We start from the raw sequence: 16,261 nt of genomic DNA, 5'->3' as shown, positions 1-16,261 counted from the left end.
GCGCCCCACGGAAACCATGCGCGGCCGTCCGTCAGTCCGACGGTCGTACGATGCGCAGCTCCGTACCCAGCACGCCCGGCAGCGCGCGCAGCGTGCGTACCAGGTCGGGCAGGGCGCGAACCCGCCACGCTTCGCCCAGTTCGAAGCTGGCCTGGCCGTCCGCGTTGCGGTAGCCGGCCAGCATCAATGGAGTGCGCCCGCCGCGATAGCCCATCAGCGCCTGGCGCAGGTGCTGGTGGAACTCCGGACCCACTCCGTTGAGCTTGATCGTGAGCAGGCGGCCGAAGTGTTCCATGGCGTCGGACAGCGCATAGGCCTTGCGCGCACGCAGCTGGTAACCGCCGGCGAAGTCGTCGATGCGCAGGCCGCCCTCGACCACGATCATGCTGCCGCGGGTCAGCAGCGAGGCTGCATCGGTGAACACCTCGCGGAAGAAGCTGGTCTCCAGCATGCCGGTGGCGTCTTCGATCTGCACGAAGGCGTCGCTCTCGCCGCGCTTGCGCATGCCGACCACCATGCCGGCGACCACCCAGGGCGTATCCGGCCCGCGGCGGAAGCGATTGGCGTTCTCGTCGTCGTCGTTGCGTCGCGGTTTGGGTGGCTGGTAGCGCTGGGGAATCTCGCCGATGGGGCAGCTGCCCAGTTGGGCCAGCTCCGCCTTCCACGGGTCGGTGGGGTGGCCCGAGAGGTAATGGCCGAGGGTGTCGTGCTCGCCCTGCAGCAGCTGTTCCAGCGGCCACTCCGGCACCGAGCCGGACAGCTCGATGATGCTGGGCGCCTCGGCCGCGCCGAAGGCGTTGCCGAAGATGTCGACCTGGCCGGAGGCGCGGTTCTTCGCTTCCTGGTCGGCGGCGCGCATGGCCTCGGGAATGTGCTTGACCAGGGTGGCGCGGTTCTCGCCCAGGGCATCCAGCGCGCCGGACTGCACCAGGGCTTCCATCGTGCGCTTGTTGAGCTTGTTGGAGCCAACCCGCTGGCAGAAATCGACCAGGCCGCGGAACGGCCCCTTCGCCCGGCGCTCGGCGACGATCTCCTCGCAGATGCCCTGGCCCACGCCCTTGATGGCGCCCAGGCCGTAACGGACCACGCGGGGTTCGACGGCCTCGAACATCCAGTCGGAGGCGTTGACGTCGGGCGGCAGCACCTGGATGCCGATGGCGCGCGTCTCGTCGAGGAAGGTCACCGCCTTCTCGGTGTTGTCCATGTCCGAGGAGATGGTCGCGGCCATGAACTCGGCCGGGTAGTGCGCCTTCAGCCAGGCGGTCTGGTAGGAGACCAGCGCATAGGCGGCGGCATGCGACTTGTTGAAGCCGTAGCCCGCGAATTTTTCCATGAGGTCGAAGATCGCGTCGGCCTTGTGGCCCTCGATCCCGTCCTTGGCCGCACCGTCGCGGAACGTCGCGCGGTGCTTGACCATCTCCTCGGCTTTTTTCTTGCCCATGGCGCGACGCAGCAGGTCGGCGCCGCCAAGCGTGTAACCGCCGACGATCTGCGCCATCTGCATCACCTGCTCCTGGTAGACCATGATGCCGTAGGTCTCTTTCAGGATCGGCTCGACACGCGGATCGGGGTAATCCACCGATTCGCGACCGTGCTTGCGCGCGCAGAAGCTGGGGATGAGATCCATCGGGCCGGGGCGGTACAGCGCCACCAGCGCGATGATGTCCTCGAAACGGTCGGCCTGCGCGTCCTTGAGCATGCCCTGCATGCCACGCGACTCGAGCTGGAACACCGCGACCGTCTGCGCCTTCTTCAGCAGGTCGTAGACCTTCGGATCGTCCAGCGGCAGCGACTCGATCACCAGCGGCTCGGTGCCTTCCTTCGCCCGGCGCTTGTTGATGGCCTTCACGGCCCAGTCGATGATGGTGAGCGTGCGCAGGCCGAGGAAGTCGAACTTGACCAGGCCCACCGCTTCCACGTCGTCCTTGTCGTACTGCGTGACGACGCCTTCGCCGCTGGCTTCGCAATACAGCGGGGCGAAATCGGTCAGCGGCGTGGGTGCGATCACCACGCCACCGGCATGCTTGCCGGCGTTACGGGTGAGGCCTTCGAGGCTGAGTGCCAGGTCGATCAGCTGGCGCGGTTCTTCTTCCTGCTCGTAGACATCGCAGAACTCCCTGACGATGCGGTCGGGCTCTTTCTTCGATTTTTCCGTGCGGCCCAGCGCATCGCCCAGGGTGAGGTCGAGCGGGCGGTTGGGGATCAGCTTGGCCAGGCGATCCACCTGGCCGTAACCCATGCCCAGCACGCGGCCGGAATCGCGCAGCACGGCCTTGGCCGCCATCGAGCCGTAGGTGATGATCTGGCTGACGTGGTCGCGGCCGTACTTGCGCGAGACGTAGTCGATCACCTCGTCGCGGCGATCCATGCAGAAGTCGATGTCGAAGTCGGGCATCGACACGCGTTCGGGGTTGAGGAAACGCTCGAACAGCAGCTCGAACTGGAGCGGGTCCAGGTCGGTGATCTTCAGCACCCAGGCTACCAGCGAGCCCGCACCGGAACCGCGACCGGGGCCTACGGGAATGCCGTTGTCCTTTGCCCAGCCGATGAAGTCGGCCACGATCAGGAAGTAGCCGGGGAAGCCCATGCCGATGATGACGTCGACTTCGCGGTCCAGTCGCGCCTGGTAGTCCTCGCGCGTCTTGCCGGCCGCCAGCGGGTGCTGCTCGAGTCGCTCGTCCAGCCCTTTCTGCGCCTGCGCGCGGATGAAGGTGTCGAGCGTATGGCCCTCGGGCACGGGAAAGTCGGGCAGGTAGTACGTGCCGAATTCCAGGACCAGGTTGCAGCGCTTGACCAGCTCGATGGTGTTCTCGAGCGCTTCGGGGATGTCGGCGAACAAGGCCTCCATGTCGTCGGGCGACTTGAAGTATTGCTCTTCGCTGTAGTCCTTGGGCCGTTTCGGATCGGCCAGCACGCGGCCCTGGTTGATGCAGGTGCGCGCTTCGTGCGAATCGAAACCCTCGCGCTCCAGGAAGCGCACGTCGTTGCTGGCGAGCACCGGCAGTTCGTGGTCGCCGGCCAGCTTCATGGCGGCGCGCACCCAGTTCTCTTCGTTCTCGCGACCCGTGCGGGTCAGCTCGAGGTAGAGGCGGTCGGGAAACAGACGTTGCAGGAACGCCAGGCGCAGTGTGGCGGCGGGCAGGCCGGCGGTCAGCGCCACGCGCGCGACATCGCTCTCGCGGCCGGCGATAGCGATCAGGCCACGGACGCTTTCCGGGTGCATCCACGCCGCATCGACCAGGGCGCGGCCCGTGCCCTGGCCTTCGCGCCAGGCGCGGGAGACCAGCCGGGACAGGTTGAGGTAGCCGTCGCGATCCTGGCAGATGAGGGTGAGCCGCCAGGGCCGCGGATCGTCGGGGCTGGCTATCCACACGTCGCAGCCGGCGATCGGCTTGACGCCGGCGGCCATGCACTGCTTGTAGAACTTCACCAGCCCGAACATGTTGTTCTCGTCCGTCAGCGCGACGGCGGGCATGCCCGTGCGTACGCAGGCCGCGACCAGCTGCTTGATGCGGATGGTCGAGTCGACCAGCGAATATTCGCTGTGCAGGTGCAGGTGGGCGAAACGGACGGACATGGGCGGCGCCGGGTGATGCAGAGGGAAGGCTAACCGGGACAGGGGGTTGGGACAAGAATTGACTTTCCCCCGCGGCCCCGGAAACGGCGCCACGGGGCGGCTGGCGGCTTTACGCCGGGCCGACCCTCCCGGCGTGCCGGCCTCAGCGCATGTGGGCTTCCGGATGCTCGATGAACCAGAGGCCCGCGAACAGCTTGGCGTCGATGGAGAAGCCCTCCTTCGCGCGGTCGAACAGCCACTTGCCGGCCTCGGCGCGCGGCACTTCGTGCACGATGATGTTTTCCGTCTCGTCGCCGCCGCCCTTGCCGACGCGCTCCAGGTCCCAGGCGCGGGCGAAGGCGATCATCTCGGTGCTCATGCCTGCCGACGACGGGCCGTCGTGGACGAACTCGATGCGGCCGCAGGCATAGCCGGTTTCTTCTTCGAGTTCACGGCGGGCGGCCAACAGCACGTCCTCGTCCTCGGCGCCGGCCAGGTCGCCAACCAGGCCGGCCGGCATCTCGATGGTGTTCTTCAGGATCGACACGCGGTACTGCTCGACGAACACGACCTTGTCGTCCGGCGTGACCGCGAGAATGATCACGGCGCCGCCCGGGTTGTTCCGTTCTGCGTATTCCCAGCGTCCGCGCCGCTTCAGGGTCAGCCACTTCGCCTTGTGCAGGACCTCTTCCGGCTCGCTGGCGTCGGCGGGAACGGGCGAGGCGTGGGGCAGCGGGCTGGTCGGCATGGCGGGCTCCTTGGATGGGCAGGTGACTATCCGGCCAAGGGTATATCGGACCACGTGACGTTAGCGATGGAGCGGGATCAGGCGATGGGGCTAGATCAGCGCACGCAGGCGCGAACGCGTCAGCGGCCCGAAGCGCAGGCGCTCGCAGAGTTCGTCGAGGGTATCGGCCTCGCCCCGGCGCCGGCTCAGCGCATCGGCCGTCTCCGCCACGGCGATATCCAGGGCGATGCGGGTCAGCCGGCGGCACAGCAGGGCCTGGTCGGCGTGCTCGCGCAGGCGCACGGCGCAGGCGGCCGCGCCGCGGAAGCGCAGGTAGGGCACCTCGTCGACGCGATCGAGGATGGCGTCGAGGCTGCCGAAATGGGCGAGCAGGGCGGCGGCGGTTTTCGCGCCGATGCCGGGCACGCCGGGGATGTTGTCCACGGCGTCGCCGCACAGCGCGAGGTAATCGGCCACCTGGTGCGGATGCACGCCCAGCTTGTCGAACACGCCGGTGGGACCCCAGCGCAGGTTCTTGGCGAAGTCCCATTGCTCGTCGTGTTCGCCCAACAGTTGGCCGAAATCCTTGTCGGCCGACACGATGACGCCGCGGAAGCCGTGCGAACGCAGGCCCCACAGCGCACTGCCGATCAGGTCGTCGGCCTCGTACTGGTGGTCGTTCAGCACGGTGAGGCCCAACGCGGCGGAGACCTCGCGGCACAGCCCGAACTGGCGCACCAGCTGCGGTGGCGGCAGGTCGCGGTTGGCCTTGTACGCGGGGTAGATCGCGTTGCGGAACGAGGTGGTCAGCGACGCGTCGAAGGCCACGGCGATGTGTTCCGCGCGGCTGCGTTCGAGCAGTTCGCAGAGGAAACGGGTGAAGCCGTGCACCGCGTTGACCGATTCGCCCTCGTGGTCGTGGAACTCGTCCGGCATGGAATGCCACGCACGGAAGACGTACAGGCTGCCGTCGACCAGGTGGACGAGCGAATCGGAACTCACGGCGACCACACGCTCACGATGTCGTCGTACGACGGGCGATCGCGCTCGGGGGCGTCCATCGTGGGCGTGCCGACGTGAATGAAGCCGACGATGTGCTCGTTCTTCTTCATGCCCAGCAGCTTGGCCACGGCGCGATCGTACGCCGCCCAGCCGGACAGCCATTGCGCACCGAAGCCCAGGGCCTGGGCACCGAGAAGGATGTTGTAGGCGACGCAGCCGGCGGTGAGGTCCTGCTCCAGTTCGGGCACCTTGCTCTCGGTGTCGATACGGGCGGAAACCACGAGCACCAGCGGCGCGTATTCATAGCGGCGCCGTTCCTTTTCCTGCTTCGCGTCGGAAAGGTCGGGGTTGGCGTCCAGGGCCAGCTTCGCCAGCTTGCGGCCGAAGGCGAGCTTGTCCTCGCCGCGCAGCACGCGGATGCGGAAGGGCTCGAGCTTGCCGTGATCCGGCACGCGGATGGCGGCCTCGAGGAGGCGGCGCAGCGTGGCGTCGTCGGGGGCGGGTTCGCCGAGCTGGCGCGAGGGCACCGAGCGGCGGTCGTTGAGGCTAGCCAGGGTAGGGTCGGTCATGGCGCCAGTTTAACGGAGCGTGGTCTCGCCTGCCGCGACAGGCTGCGTCGCCGCCGTCTCAGTTACCCGGCGGCGGAGGCGGGCGATGGCCGTCCGGGCCATCGGGACCGCCTGGGCCACCGTGGGGCGGGGGCGGCGGCACGATGTCGTTCGGGCCGATCCGGTCCACCGCGTCGCGGCGCTGCTCGGGTGTGAGATTGCGCCACTTGTCGATCAGCGCGCGGCGCTGGTCGGGACCCAGGTTGTTGAAGCGCTCGAAGGCGTCATGCAGGCGTGCGCGCTGCTCCGGCGACAGGTCCTGGAATTTCTGCTGGTTCTTGCGAGCCTCGGCACGCTCTTCCGGGGTCATGTGCTGCCAGCGCTCGATACGATCGCGGATCTCGGCGCGACGATCGGCCGGCAGGCCGCGCCAGCGTTGGGCTTTCTCCAGCATCCGCGACTGGCGCTGCGGCGGAAAGGTATCCCAGTCGCGGGCCAGCGGGGCAAGGATGTCCTTTTCGTCCGCGGACAGCGCGCTCCACGGGCGCGGCGGGGGCAGCGGCGCCGTATCGCCCGGCGGGGGCGTGTCCTGCGCGGTGGCCGCAAAAGGTGCGGCGCCGGCGAAGCATAGGGCGAGCAGGAGCGGAAGGCGGCGCATGGCGGTCACTTGCGGGACGAAGACGAGGGGGCGTCGTTATAAGCGAGCCAGCTGTAGAACTGCATGTCCTTGTACAGCGCGGGGTCGGCGATGTCGGCATCCGGCGGCAGGTCGTTGGGTGCCGCGTCGCGCGACGACATGGCGGCTGCGCTGTCGGCCGGCGCGACGCGTGGCTGCGGCTGCCAGATCATCAGCGAGGCCAGCGCCACCACGGCGAAGGCGCCGGCGGGCAGTAGCAGGCGACGCGCCACCGAGGGGTGCGGATCGGCCAGCGCCGTCCGGCGCGCCGCGCGCAGCCGGCCCGCCGTGGACGGGTCCACGTCGCGGCTGGCGCGCAGGTAGAGTTCCCGTGCGCGACGTTCGAGGGATCGATCGTGCTGGCTCATCGCCAAGCCTCCAGTTGGTCGCGCAGCGCATGCATCGCGCGCGAAAGGTGGGTTTTCACGCTGCCGTCCGAGCAGCCCATCGCCGCCGCCGTCTCGGCCACGTCCAGGCCTTCCAGGATGCGCAGCGTGAACGCTTCACGCTGGCGGCGCGGCAGCCCTCGCACCGCGGTCACGATGTCGCCGTAGGCCTGCGTGTCCTGCAGCCGGGCCGAGGGATCCGGGGCGTCGTCCGCCGGTTCCCACTGGGGCAGTTCGTCGCCATCGTCGTCCCGGCCGCCACCGATCCAGCCGACGACGATCGAGCGCACCTTTCGGCGTCGCTGCAGGTCGACGATCCGGCGGCGCAGGATGCCCCAGAACAGGGGTGTCCACTCGCCGGCGGGCTTGGCCGAATAATGGCGGACCAGGCGCAGCATCGCGTCCTGCACCGCGTCCATGGCATCGTCGCGGTTGCCCAGATGAATCTCCGCCATGCGCCAGGCGCGACGCTCGATGCCGGCGAGGAACGCATCCATGCTGGCCGGCACCTCGCGCACATCCGCCAGCGAGGCGCCGTCGAGGGCGAGCGAAGCGTTCACGGGCTTCTCCGCGTCGTCTTTGTTCGCATCCTCGTGCTCCATACCGCCAGATTCACTCCGGTAAACGCGGTCATCGACCGCCGGTTGACGGTCGTCCACCGCGGGATAGTCGCCGTCGGTGGATTTACCGCCTATGAAAGCCGGCGGCGCCGTTCGATCCGGCGTTGCAGCGGCCAGGCGGTCAGCGCGGCCAGCAGTGCGCCGGCCAGGTAGAGCGCCAGTTGCCCCGGCCCCTGGGCAAGGCGGCCCAGGGCCAGCAACATGCCCGGACCCGCATCCGCGATGGCCTGGCCGAAGCCGATGCCCATCATGCCGGAGATGGTCGCGGCGGCGACCAGGCAGGCCGTGTACGCCGCCGCCAGCAGGGTGGCGCCCGCAGCCAGGAGGGCGCCGGCCGGGCCACGAACATGCAGCCAGCGTCGTACCACCACGCCCAGAACCCAGCCCACGGGCAGGACCAGGGCCGGCAGTGCCCGGCCGAACATCATGGAGGGCAGCATCCACACCGCGCCGGCGGCCAGGCCGAACATGGCCGCGCAGAGCACGCCGAAGAGGAATCCGGCGATACCCGGGCGCTCAGCCTGCATGGATGGGGGTCGTGTCGCGCATGGCATCCGGGTAGGGCAAAAGGAAGCCATCATAGCGGGGCAAGCCGGCGCCCGCTCTTGAGCCCTGCCTCCGGCGCCCCGACCTATCCCGGTGGATGCCTACCTTCGCCTCGCGCGGCGGCGCATAATCGACGACTTTGCGGCCGCGGCGCGGCCTTTACAGGACAGCAATGAGCGGTTTCAGCCTCAGCAGCGAACCCTTCACCCTCGAGCGCGACTGCCAGGCGGTCATGGTGCCGCAGGGCGAGACGGTGACGCTTCCGGCCGGGCAGATCGGCTACATCACCCAGGCCCTGGGCGGCAGCTTCACCGTCTATGTCGAAGGCAATCTCTTCCGCATCGCGGGCGGCGACGCCGACGCGCTGGGCAAGGAGCCGCCGCGTCCGATCGAGCTGGAAGACGGCGCGACCGACGAGGACGTGGAGAAACTGGTGTGGCAGCAGTTGCGCACCTGCTTCGACCCGGAAATTCCCATCAACGTGGTCGAACTCGGGCTGGTCTACGACGTCAGCCTGGAGTCCGGCGACGAGGGCGCCCGGCGTGCGTACGTGAAGATGACGCTGACCGCTCCCGGTTGCGGCATGGGCGACATCCTGGTCGACGACGTACGGACCAAGCTGGAACTGATTCCCACCATCGTCGAGGCCGACGTGGACCTGGTGTTCGACCCGCCGTGGAACCATTCGATGATGTCGGATGCGGCCAAGCTCGAAACCGGCATGCTCTGACCTTCTCCTCCCCGCCCGCTTCCGCCAGCGCCCTAGGGAAATCCCTAGGTAGTCGATCGCTAAATCTTGCGCTAGGTTGGCAAGGACTTCCGGTTGGGGGACCGGAAGTCGCGAGATAAAACGGGCAGCGCGCTGCGGCGCGTATTCATATCGTTCGGAATGTGGTCCTCACGGCTGCAACGGCCTCGTGCGGCCCATTCCTGGAGGAGGAACGTAATGGCAAGTCATGTTCGCTTGAAACTCCTGGTGGCATCCCTCGGGATCGCCGCCACCTCGGTCGCTTCGGCCGCCACGGAACAGGCGCTTCGCGCCCAGAGCCTGGGTGCGGTGCCGGCCAACCAGCTGGCCGCCCGGCTAGGGTTGTCCGCCGACAACGGGTTCGTCGCCAAGGCGGCATTGCCGACGGTGAAGGGCACGCAGACCGTCCGCATGCAGCAGACCTTCAAGGGCGTGCCGGTCTACGGCCGCAGCATCGCGGTGGAGCAGGACGGGCAGGGCAATGCCCTGGTCGCCAACGGCGAGGTCACGTCCGACCTTCAGGTCGACATCGCGTCGGTCGCGCCCCGCATCGACGGCACGCGTGCCGTCGCACTGCTCAGCAAGCAGGCCCCGTCGCTGGCCGGCGTGGCCAGTGTCCAGCCGGAAAACGCCAAGGCCGACCTGTACATCTACCCGGGCGACGGCGCGCCCGCGCGGCTGGTCTACCTCACCTCGTTCTTCTCCGGCGGCGAGCATCCCACCCGTCCCACCGCGCTGATCGACGCCAACACCGGCGAGATCATCCAGCAGTGGGAAGGCCTGACCTATGCCGAGATCGACGCCACGGGCCCGGGCGGCAACCAGAAGACCGGGCAGTACACCTGGGGTGCCGGTGGCAAGCCGGCCCTGCGCGTGACCCAGTCGGGAACGACCTGTACGGCGCAGAACGCCTACGTGAAGTCGTACAACATGAAGAAGGCGACCTCCGGCAGCGGCACGCTGTGGAGCTTCACCTGCAGCGCGGGCTCCAGCGGTGACGCGGTGAACGGTGCCTATGGCCCGATCAACGACGCCCACCATTTCGGTGGCGTGGTGCACGACATGTACACCTCGTACACCGGCGCGGCGCCGCTGAACCAGGTGCTGATCATGAAAGTGCACTACGGCAACGCGTACGAGAACGCGTTCTGGGACGGCAGCTCGATGACCTTCGGCGACGGCGCCAGCACGTTCTATCCGCTGGTGGCCCTGGACGTGACCTCGCACGAGATCAGCCATGGCTATACCGAGCAGCACTCCAACCTCGCGTACAGCGGCCAGTCGGGCGGCATGAACGAGGCGTACTCGGACATCGCCGGTGAAGCCGCGGAGTTCTACGACCGTGGCTCGAACGACTTCCTGGTCGGCGCGGACATCGTCAAGACCAGCGCCGGCATCGGCAACGCGCTGCGTTACATGTGCACGCCGTCGCAGGATGGTGGGTCCATCGACAACGCGTCCCAATACACCAGCGGCCTCGACGTGCATTACTCCTCGGGCGTGTACAACAAGGCGTTCTGCCTGCTGGCCAAGACCAGCGGCTGGGGCACGGTCAAGGCGTTCAAGGTGTTCGCCCGTGCCAACGCGCTCTACTGGACGGCCAGCTCGACGTTCAATAGCGGCGCGTGCGGTGTCGCCAGCGCGGCAACGGACCTGGGCTATACCGCAGCCGATGTCGCCACGGCCTTCAACGGCGTGGGCGTGACCTGCTCGACGGGCGGCGGTGGCAACACCGGTGGCACCGCCCTGCAGAACGGCGTGGCCAAGACCGGCCTGGCCGGTAGCGCGGGTACGGAACTGAGCTACACGGTGGTGGTGGCCGCGGGTGCGTCCAACCTCAGCATCGTGACCAGCGGCGGCTCCGGCGATGCGGACCTGTACGTGAAGTTCGGTTCCGCGCCGACCACGTCCAGCTACAACTGCCGTCCTTACGTGTCGGGCAACAACGAGACCTGCACCTTCGCCGCGCCCCAGGCGGGCACGTACTACGTGAAGGTTCGCGGTTACTCGACGTTTTCCGGCATTTCGCTGAAGGCGACGTGGACGCCGTAAGTACGGTCTGATCAGTGTGGAAAAAAAGCCCGGGCGGAGACGTTCGGGCTTTTTTTGTTTCTTCGTGCATGGTCGGGACCCCCCTGAAGCCAAAGCCGAAGCGCAAGCCGTCGTAGCTCGTAGAGCGCGGCGATGAGGTGCTGGGTGGTCACACTCTGCGCTCGGGCAGCGGCCACAAGTGGCCGAACTCGCTCAGAGCGTGACCACCCAGCACCTCTGCGACGACAGAGGCGGAGTGGATGGAGAGCAAGGCGTTGGCGACCTCGTACGATACGGGCCCCATCGGGAGATGAGCTTGCCCCGGTCTAATGGATACGCAAGTTATGGGGTAGCCGCTCCGGGTGATGCTGCGAGCGTAGCTTTCCCGGCACGCAACCTCAGTCGTCAGTGAGGCGTGGGGGGGGGGGCCCCCGGGGGGGGGGGGGGGGGGGGGGGCCCGCCCCCCGCCGGCGCCGGGGCCCCCCCCCCCCCCCCCCCGCCGCCCCCCCCCCCCCCCCCCCCCCCCCCCCGCGGGCCCCCCCCCCCACGCCTCCTCGCCGTAGCGGCAACGACGGCGATCCTGTCCCGCAGTTGCTGGTCGCATCACCTACGAAAGCGCAAGGGCGGCAACGCATGTTTGCGACGGATGTATCGACCTACGTTGTCTTACCCGCGGCCATGCCGCGATTCGTAGGACATCGACATGCGCTTTCCCTACCGCTCATCCCTCGTCTTCGTCGCGGCGGCCATCTATCCGCTTGCGTCCCTTGCCGTGGACACGGCGCCAACGCAGTTCATCGTGCACTTCGACAGTCAGCGGTCGGCGGCTACTGCGGTGCGAACTATGTCGATATCGCCATCGCCTTCCCGTGTCGTCGCGGCGCGTGCTGGTGGCATACGCCATGTGCGGTCGCTCGGCTCGGGGGGTGACGTGTTCGAGGTGAGCGACGGCGATGCGGCGCGCCTGGCTGCGTTGCCGGGCGTGGTCGATGTCGAGGAGGATCGGATCGTGACGCCTGCGCGCGGGCTGACCTCGCTGTGGCACCGGCAGTGGTACATGCACGACCCGCGCGTCGGCATCGACGCGGAGGTGGCGTGGCGCTACACCCGCGGCGCGGGTGCCGTGGTGGCCGTGCTCGATACCGGCGTCACGGCGCATCCGCAACTGGATGGCCAGCTGCTGCCCGGCTACGACTTCGTCAGCGACGCGGCGGCGGCGCGTGACGGCGACGGGCGCGATGCCGATCCCACCGATGAAGGCGACTGGCACGAGGCCGGTGAGTGCAAGTCCGAAAAGCCGTCGGCGTCGTCGTGGCACGGTACGCATGTCAGCGGCCTGATAGTGGCGCGCTCGCCGGATGGCCGCGGCGTGCTCGGCGTGGCACCGGAGGCGAAGGTCGTGCCCGTGCGCGTCATGGCGAAATGCGGTGGGCGGCTCTCCGATGTAGTGGATGCCATCGCGTGGGCCAGCGGCGGCGAACTGGCGGGTGTGCCGCCGATCACCCGGGCGGTCGACGTGATCAACCTCAGTTTGCGCACGGCCGGGGCGTGTGGACGAGCGCTGGCGGAAGCGATCGCGGGGGCGCGCTCGCGTGGTACGGCGGTGGTCGCGGCGGCCGGCAACGACGGCATTCGTGCTTCGGCGGTGTCGCCTTCCAACTGCGCCGGGGTAGTCAGCGTAGGTGCGCTGGCGCGTGACGGGTCGATGGCCCGCTACTCCAACCACGGCGACGGCGTCACGCTGTCCGCGCCGGGTGGCACGCTGGGAGCCTTCGGTGTCGACGATATCCTCTCCACCGTCGATGCCGGCAAGCAGGGTCGCGAGCGGCCGATGCTGGCCTACTACGCCGGCACCTCGATGGCGGCGCCGCAGGTATCCGCCCTGGTCGCCCTGATGCGTTCGGCCGACCCTTCCATCGCGGTGGATACCATTACCCGCCAGCTGGTGGACAACGCACGACCGCTGCCGGGCCCGTGCCCGAAGGGCTGTGGCGCCGGCCTGATGGATGCGGGGGCGACGGTGGATGCCGTTGTCGAGGATCGCGCCGGTGGTTGACCGGCGCGGGCGATCACACCGCTTCGAAGCGGTTGGCGTCGCGATTCTTGCGGACGGTCTTCGGATCCCACACGCGGCCGTTCATGGCGATGTACACACCATCGGCCAGCGACTGCACCGCGCCTACCGCACAACCGATGTTGAAGACGGCGTCCGAACCCTGGAACCGCGCCGGGTTCAGGGCGCCGGTCAGTACGATGACCTTACCCGGGATGCCGGCCAGCACGTGCGCGGTTTCCACCATGGTGTCCGTGCCGTGAGTCACCAGCACGTGGCGATGGGGCTGGGCCTCGATGGTGCTGCGCATGAGGGCGCGGTCTTCGTCGGTCACGTGCAGGCTGTCCTTGCGCAGGATCGGAATCACCTCGAAACGGAAGGCGACGCCGAGCTGGTGCAGGATGTCGCCGATCTGCGGTGAGCCGATCTGGTAATCCGACTTGTCGTCGAAGTAGACCTTGTCGATCGTGCCGCCGGTGGTGACGATGGTGAGTTGCTGCATGGTTGACCTGCGAAGCGGGGTGAAACGGGCGCCCATCTTACATGCTGCCGGCCCCGCCTTCAGGGTCGGCCTTGCCGTCAGCCAGGGTCGGGCGCCGTGGCCAGCAGCGCGTCGTCGTCGTTCTCGGGCAACGACAGACGGTCCAGTCCGCGGGCCACGAACCGACGGCAGGCCGCTGCCGGTCGTGTATCGCCGTCCGCGGCAGCCGCCGATCGCGCCAGCAGTGCGGCGGCCATGCAGCGCGCGAGCGTGAACGCGATGCCACGGGCCGAGGCTTCCAGCGACGAGCGGTCGGAGCCGACCTCCGCGAGCAGCGCCTCGGTCGCATCCAGGGCGCGATCGATGGCCCGCCGCGTGGCGTCGCCCTCGGGTGCAAGCCCGGCCACGGCAGTGCGCAGCGGGGCGATGCCGACGCCACCCAGTGCACGCAGCATGTCCAGCGACAGCACGTTGGTGGTGCCTTCCCAGATGGCATAGACCTGCGCATCGCGCAGCAGCTGCGGCAGGCCGGTGTCCTCGATGTAGCCGGCGCCGCCGAAACACTCCAGGGCTTCGGACACCACGCGGATGGCGACCTTGGCGGTCCATAGCTTGGCCAAGGGCGTCAGCAGTCGCAGCAGGGCGACCTCCGCCGGCCCGGCCTCGTCGTGCTCGACGTGTCCGAGTAGTTCGGCCACGTGGAAGGTGAGCGCGAAAGCGGCCTCGTACTCGGCCTGCATGTCGGCCAGCGTGCGCGCATGCAGCGGGTGGTCGATGAGGCGCCGGCCAAATGCATGCCGCCGGGTGGCGTAATCACGGGCGAGCGCCACCGCGCGCGCCATGCTGGCCACGGCGCACACCGCGTTCCAGGTACGCGTGACATTGAGCATCGGCGCAATCTGGCGCACGCCATGCTCGACCGGTCCCACCGGTGTTGCGGGAAGGCCGTCGAGGTGGATCTCGGCGGTGGGCAATTCATGGGTGCCCAGCTTTTTCTTCAGCCGGTCGATGGTGATCCCGCGCCATGCGCCGTGCTCGTCGCGGGTTTCGACGTAGAACAGCCCGAGCGCCGCGGTTCCGGTGCCGGCGCCTTCCGGGCGCGCCAGGGCCAGCGCGGCCTCGCCCACCACCGCCGAGCTGAACCACTTTCGGCCGTACAACCGCCACTGCCCGTCCGCGTCCTGGCGCGCGGTGGTCTCCGACCGGCCCACGTCCGAGCCACCGGGCGTCTCGGTCATCCACTGGCCGGACAGCCAGAAGGTGGACGGGTCGCGGCTGAGGAAGTGCGGCAGGGCGCGTGCCGCCAGCGCAGCGTTGCCGGAACCGCGGATCGCCGTCGCGGCGCCGTCGGTCATCGCCAGCGGGCAGCAATAGAACTCGCTGGCGACGTGGTAGAGGTAAACACGGGCGAACGCTTCCGCGCGAGCCCAGGGCGATGGCTCATGGCCGGCGGCGAGCACCGCATGCCGCGTGGTCATCGTCGGGCCCTCGTCCCACGCCGGCGTCAGCGCGATGCGGTCGACACGGTTGCCCCAGGCGTCCCATGAGGTGAGCACCGGTTCCGTGCGCGGTGTGCGTTGCCGTCGCTCCCATGCCATGACCGCGTAGTCGCCGAGGGCGTCAAGATCGCCTTCCAGGGCGGCGGCGCGGTCCGGTGGCAGGCGTTGGGCGAGCCAGGCACGCAGCACGCGATCGTGGCGATAGGGCTGGGCCAGCCGGGGGGCGTCCTGCACGAATGCCATGGTGATGTCTCTCGATAACGGAGCGAAGGCCCCAGACTGCCCGGACCGCGCGTGCGCGTCGATGTGCTGCGCAACATGCCGGTCGACCAGCCGCCCTCGAGGATGGCGTTGTCAGCCCCGCCGGCGCACGCCCACGCCCAGCGTGCCGATCAGCAGCAGGGTGACGACGATTTCCAGGGCGGCCAGCCAGCGGTCGCCCATGGAACTCCAGGCCTCCGCCACGCCGTGGCAGAAATAGAACAGGGCCAGGATGCCGACCCACAGCAGGGCCCGGGTCACCCTGGGCAGCGACAACAGCGGCAGCAGCAGCGGCGGCACCGTGAGCGCGAAAGCCACCCACGTGGGAATCGAGACGGGGGGATACAGCGTGTACCAGAGCACCTGGATGGCGAGCAGCGCCGCCCAGGCCGCCAGTCCGGTCTTCTGGCTGCCGCTCAGTGCCGCGGGCCACCCGGCGGCGTGCTTTGTCATGCGGGCGTGCCGAGCCGGCGGGCGATGTCGGCCAGCCGCTTGCCCAGGGCGCGGGACAGGTCGCGCTCGTGCTCGCTGATCGCGTTCTCGCCGCGAGGGCCGGCGACATGGCTGGCGCCGTACGGGGTGCCACCGGTGGTGGTGCTGGTGAGGGCCGGCTCGGTGTAGGGAATGCCGACCATCAGCATGCCGTGGTGGAGCAGGGGCACCATCATCGTGAGCAGCGTGGATTCCTGACCGCCGTGCATCGTGCTGGACGCGGTGAAGACGGCGGCGGGCTTGCCTGCCAGGGCACCGGAGGCCCACTCCGCGCCCGTGGTGTCGAGGAAGTGTTTCAACGGCGCAGCCATGTTGCCGAAGCGGGTAGGGCTGCCCATCGCCAGGGCCACGCACTCGACCAGGTCGGCGCGGGTGACGTAGGGGGCGCCCTCGTCCGGCTCGGGCGGCATCGCCGTTTCGGTCACCGGCGCGACCGGTGGCACCTGGCGCAGGCGCGCACGCATGCCGGGCACTTCCTCGATGCCTCGGGCGACGAGTCGGGCGAGCTGGGCCGTGTGCCCGCTACGGCTGTAGTAGAGTACGAGGACGTCGTGGGACATGGATTGAGTGCCTTTGCGAAGGCACTAGTCTCGCAGAACTGTTCACGATCCCAAACCATCGGGACAAGGATCCAA

At 68.7% G+C, this 16,261-nt stretch carries 15 protein-coding genes; 3 read left to right on the top strand and 12 right to left on the bottom strand.

What is annotated here, in order from left to right; translation table 11 throughout:
- Positions 1–31: 31 nt before the first annotated feature.
- The 8 genes from dnaE to ACVKN3_RS10650 form a co-directional block, all read right to left on the bottom strand.
- Positions 32–3,577 carry a DNA polymerase III subunit alpha gene (gene dnaE, locus ACVKN3_RS10685; RefSeq protein ID WP_354517335.1) on the bottom strand — a complete coding sequence of 1,182 codons (3,546 nt, stop codon included), beginning with the start codon at positions 3,575–3,577 and terminating at the stop codon, positions 32–34.
- A gap of 142 nt (positions 3,578–3,719) precedes the next feature.
- Positions 3,720–4,304 (bottom strand): NUDIX hydrolase, encoded by a 585-nt coding sequence (locus ACVKN3_RS10680; RefSeq protein WP_285404402.1) that lies wholly within the window; start codon positions 4,302–4,304, stop codon positions 3,720–3,722.
- 90 nt (positions 4,305–4,394) lie between these two features.
- Positions 4,395–5,285: a 5'-3' exonuclease gene (locus ACVKN3_RS10675; protein ID WP_285404404.1), complete on the bottom strand. Its 891-nt coding sequence runs from the start codon at positions 5,283–5,285 to the stop codon at positions 4,395–4,397.
- Entirely contained in the window at positions 5,282–5,854 is a 573-nt protein-coding gene (locus ACVKN3_RS10670; protein WP_285404406.1) for a nitroreductase family protein, read from the bottom strand. The genes ACVKN3_RS10675 and ACVKN3_RS10670 overlap by 4 nt, the downstream gene beginning before the upstream one ends.
- 58 nt (positions 5,855–5,912) lie before the next feature.
- Positions 5,913–6,491, bottom strand: coding sequence for a DUF3106 domain-containing protein (locus ACVKN3_RS10665; RefSeq protein ID WP_285404407.1), 579 nt, complete (start codon positions 6,489–6,491; stop codon positions 5,913–5,915).
- A gap of 5 nt (positions 6,492–6,496) precedes the next feature.
- The gene (locus tag ACVKN3_RS10660) at positions 6,497–6,877 is read right to left on the bottom strand and encodes a hypothetical protein (RefSeq protein ID WP_354517332.1); all 381 of its coding nucleotides are present in this window, start codon (positions 6,875–6,877) and stop codon (positions 6,497–6,499) included.
- Complete coding sequence (locus tag ACVKN3_RS10655) at positions 6,874–7,392, bottom strand: RNA polymerase sigma factor (RefSeq protein WP_456991762.1); 519 nt, start codon at positions 7,390–7,392, stop codon at positions 6,874–6,876. The genes ACVKN3_RS10660 and ACVKN3_RS10655 overlap by 4 nt, the downstream gene beginning before the upstream one ends.
- 194 nt (positions 7,393–7,586) lie before the next feature.
- Positions 7,587–8,042 carry a hypothetical protein gene (locus ACVKN3_RS10650; RefSeq protein WP_354517329.1) on the bottom strand — a complete coding sequence of 152 codons (456 nt, stop codon included), beginning with the start codon at positions 8,040–8,042 and terminating at the stop codon, positions 7,587–7,589.
- A gap of 191 nt (positions 8,043–8,233) precedes the next feature.
- Between ACVKN3_RS10650 and sufT the strand changes: the two genes are divergently transcribed.
- The 3 genes from sufT (at position 8,234) to ACVKN3_RS10635 (ending at position 12,896) form a co-directional block, all read left to right on the top strand.
- Positions 8,234–8,791, top strand: a complete 558-nt coding sequence (sufT, locus tag ACVKN3_RS10645) for a putative Fe-S cluster assembly protein SufT (RefSeq protein WP_354517327.1) — start codon at positions 8,234–8,236, stop codon at positions 8,789–8,791.
- A gap of 216 nt (positions 8,792–9,007) precedes the next feature.
- A complete protein-coding gene (locus tag ACVKN3_RS10640) occupies positions 9,008–10,861 on the top strand; it encodes a M4 family metallopeptidase (protein ID WP_354517325.1) in 1,854 nt (617 codons plus the stop codon).
- A 682-nt stretch (positions 10,862–11,543) separates the two neighbouring features.
- On the top strand, positions 11,544–12,896 hold the full coding sequence (locus ACVKN3_RS10635) for a S8 family serine peptidase (protein WP_285404418.1): 1,353 nt from the start codon (positions 11,544–11,546) through the stop codon (positions 12,894–12,896).
- 13 nt (positions 12,897–12,909) lie between these two features.
- Here the strand turns inward: ACVKN3_RS10635 and ACVKN3_RS10630 are convergent, their stop codons facing one another.
- The 4 genes from ACVKN3_RS10630 to wrbA all read right to left on the bottom strand — a co-directional run bounded on the left by ACVKN3_RS10630 (position 12,910) and on the right by wrbA (position 16,186).
- The gene (locus ACVKN3_RS10630; protein WP_036140315.1) at positions 12,910–13,395 is read right to left on the bottom strand and encodes an asparaginase domain-containing protein; all 486 of its coding nucleotides are present in this window, start codon (positions 13,393–13,395) and stop codon (positions 12,910–12,912) included.
- Positions 13,396–13,472: 77 nt separating this feature from the next.
- Entirely contained in the window at positions 13,473–15,116 is a 1,644-nt protein-coding gene (locus tag ACVKN3_RS10625) for an acyl-CoA dehydrogenase family protein (RefSeq protein ID WP_354515240.1), read from the bottom strand.
- A gap of 111 nt (positions 15,117–15,227) precedes the next feature.
- On the bottom strand, positions 15,228–15,587 hold the full coding sequence (locus ACVKN3_RS10620) for a DUF2069 domain-containing protein (protein WP_354515238.1): 360 nt from the start codon (positions 15,585–15,587) through the stop codon (positions 15,228–15,230).
- A complete protein-coding gene (gene wrbA / locus ACVKN3_RS10615) occupies positions 15,584–16,186 on the bottom strand; it encodes an NAD(P)H:quinone oxidoreductase (RefSeq protein ID WP_036140321.1) in 603 nt (200 codons plus the stop codon). The genes ACVKN3_RS10620 and wrbA overlap by 4 nt, the downstream gene beginning before the upstream one ends.
- Between the last annotated feature and the right edge of the window lie 75 nt (positions 16,187–16,261).

The organism is Luteibacter sp. PvP120, assembly GCF_054055715.1.
The sequence above is the reverse complement of the archived record's forward strand: the minus strand, read 5'-3'. Positions and strand labels throughout refer to the sequence as shown.

Excerpts from the sequence above, each read along its gene's own strand:
- dnaE (WP_354517335.1), bottom strand. The coding sequence starts at position 3,577 with ATGTCCGTCCGTTTCGCCCACCTGCACCTGCACAGCGAATATTCGCTG.
- ACVKN3_RS10680 (WP_285404402.1), bottom strand. The coding sequence starts at position 4,304 with ATGCCGACCAGCCCGCTGCCCCACGCCTCGCCCGTTCCCGCCGACGCC.
- ACVKN3_RS10670 (WP_285404406.1), bottom strand. The coding sequence starts at position 5,854 with ATGACCGACCCTACCCTGGCTAGCCTCAACGACCGCCGCTCGGTGCCC.
- ACVKN3_RS10665 (WP_285404407.1), bottom strand. The coding sequence starts at position 6,491 with ATGCGCCGCCTTCCGCTCCTGCTCGCCCTATGCTTCGCCGGCGCCGCA.
- ACVKN3_RS10660 (WP_354517332.1), bottom strand. The coding sequence starts at position 6,877 with ATGAGCCAGCACGATCGATCCCTCGAACGTCGCGCACGGGAACTCTAC.
- ACVKN3_RS10655 (WP_456991762.1), bottom strand. The coding sequence starts at position 7,392 with ATGGATGCGTTCCTCGCCGGCATCGAGCGTCGCGCCTGGCGCATGGCG.
- ACVKN3_RS10650 (WP_354517329.1), bottom strand. The coding sequence starts at position 8,042 with ATGCAGGCTGAGCGCCCGGGTATCGCCGGATTCCTCTTCGGCGTGCTC.
- sufT (WP_354517327.1), top strand. The coding sequence starts at position 8,234 with ATGAGCGGTTTCAGCCTCAGCAGCGAACCCTTCACCCTCGAGCGCGAC.
- ACVKN3_RS10640 (WP_354517325.1), top strand. The coding sequence starts at position 9,008 with ATGGCAAGTCATGTTCGCTTGAAACTCCTGGTGGCATCCCTCGGGATC.
- ACVKN3_RS10635 (WP_285404418.1), top strand. The coding sequence starts at position 11,544 with ATGCGCTTTCCCTACCGCTCATCCCTCGTCTTCGTCGCGGCGGCCATC.
- ACVKN3_RS10630 (WP_036140315.1), bottom strand. The coding sequence starts at position 13,395 with ATGCAGCAACTCACCATCGTCACCACCGGCGGCACGATCGACAAGGTC.
- ACVKN3_RS10625 (WP_354515240.1), bottom strand. The coding sequence starts at position 15,116 with ATGGCATTCGTGCAGGACGCCCCCCGGCTGGCCCAGCCCTATCGCCAC.
- ACVKN3_RS10620 (WP_354515238.1), bottom strand. The coding sequence starts at position 15,587 with ATGACAAAGCACGCCGCCGGGTGGCCCGCGGCACTGAGCGGCAGCCAG.
- wrbA (WP_036140321.1), bottom strand. The coding sequence starts at position 16,186 with ATGTCCCACGACGTCCTCGTACTCTACTACAGCCGTAGCGGGCACACG.